General features: G+C 62.0%; 1 protein-coding gene. It reads right to left on the bottom strand.

Annotation, left to right across the window (positions count from 1 at the left end):
- Positions 1-691, bottom strand: a 691-nt coding sequence (locus tag FO268_RS22755; protein WP_225316972.1) for an MFS transporter, incomplete at its 3' end; no start/stop codon positions are given.
- Positions 692-703: the final 12 nt, after the last annotated feature.

A 703-nucleotide genomic window follows, 5' to 3' on the forward strand; every position in this document is an offset into this window, starting at 1 on the left:
TCATGGGTAGCGCCTTGAGGGCGCCGGCGTTCAGGCTCGGCATAATGAAACCAAGGCCGATACGCCCCAGCATGATCCACCAGGCGAACAGCCAGAACGAGGTATTGGTATCCACGCCGGTCATCAGGAACGATGACAATGCGAAGACCGCCAGACCGACCATGACCGTGGCATAGGCGGGCGTCTTGTCGGTCAGCCGCCCCGCAATGGGGAAGACCAGGGCCAGAATCAGACCCGCCGGCATCAGCAGCAGGCCCGAGCGCGTCGGCGTGTAGCCCTGGATCGTCTGCACGAACAGCGGAATCAAGAAGGTCGAACCGTAGATTCCCGCCCCGAAAATGAAGGCCACCACGGACGCGCCGGCATAGACCCGGTTCGTGAAGAGCTTGAGATTGAGCATGGGCGCGGGTGTGCGCAGCTCCCAGACGATGAAGCCTATGCCCGAGACAAGGGCGACGGCGAAGTCGCGCAGGATGGAATCGGAGAACCATCCGTCACGTTGTCCATTCGACAGGCCGTTGAGCAAGGTCACGAGGAACACGGTCATCAGTCCGAAGCCGATCCAGTCAAACCGGTGCGGCGGACCGGAGGCTGCGCGCCCCGGCATGAAGATCGTGGCCAGGAACAGGCCGATGAGGCAGAACGGCACGGCCATGAAGAACACATACCGCCAACTAAAGCTGTCGACCATGATGCCGCCCAG

Source organism: Marinobacter denitrificans (assembly GCF_008795955.1).
Taxonomy (GTDB): domain Bacteria; phylum Pseudomonadota; class Gammaproteobacteria; order Pseudomonadales; family Oleiphilaceae; genus Marinobacter; species Marinobacter denitrificans.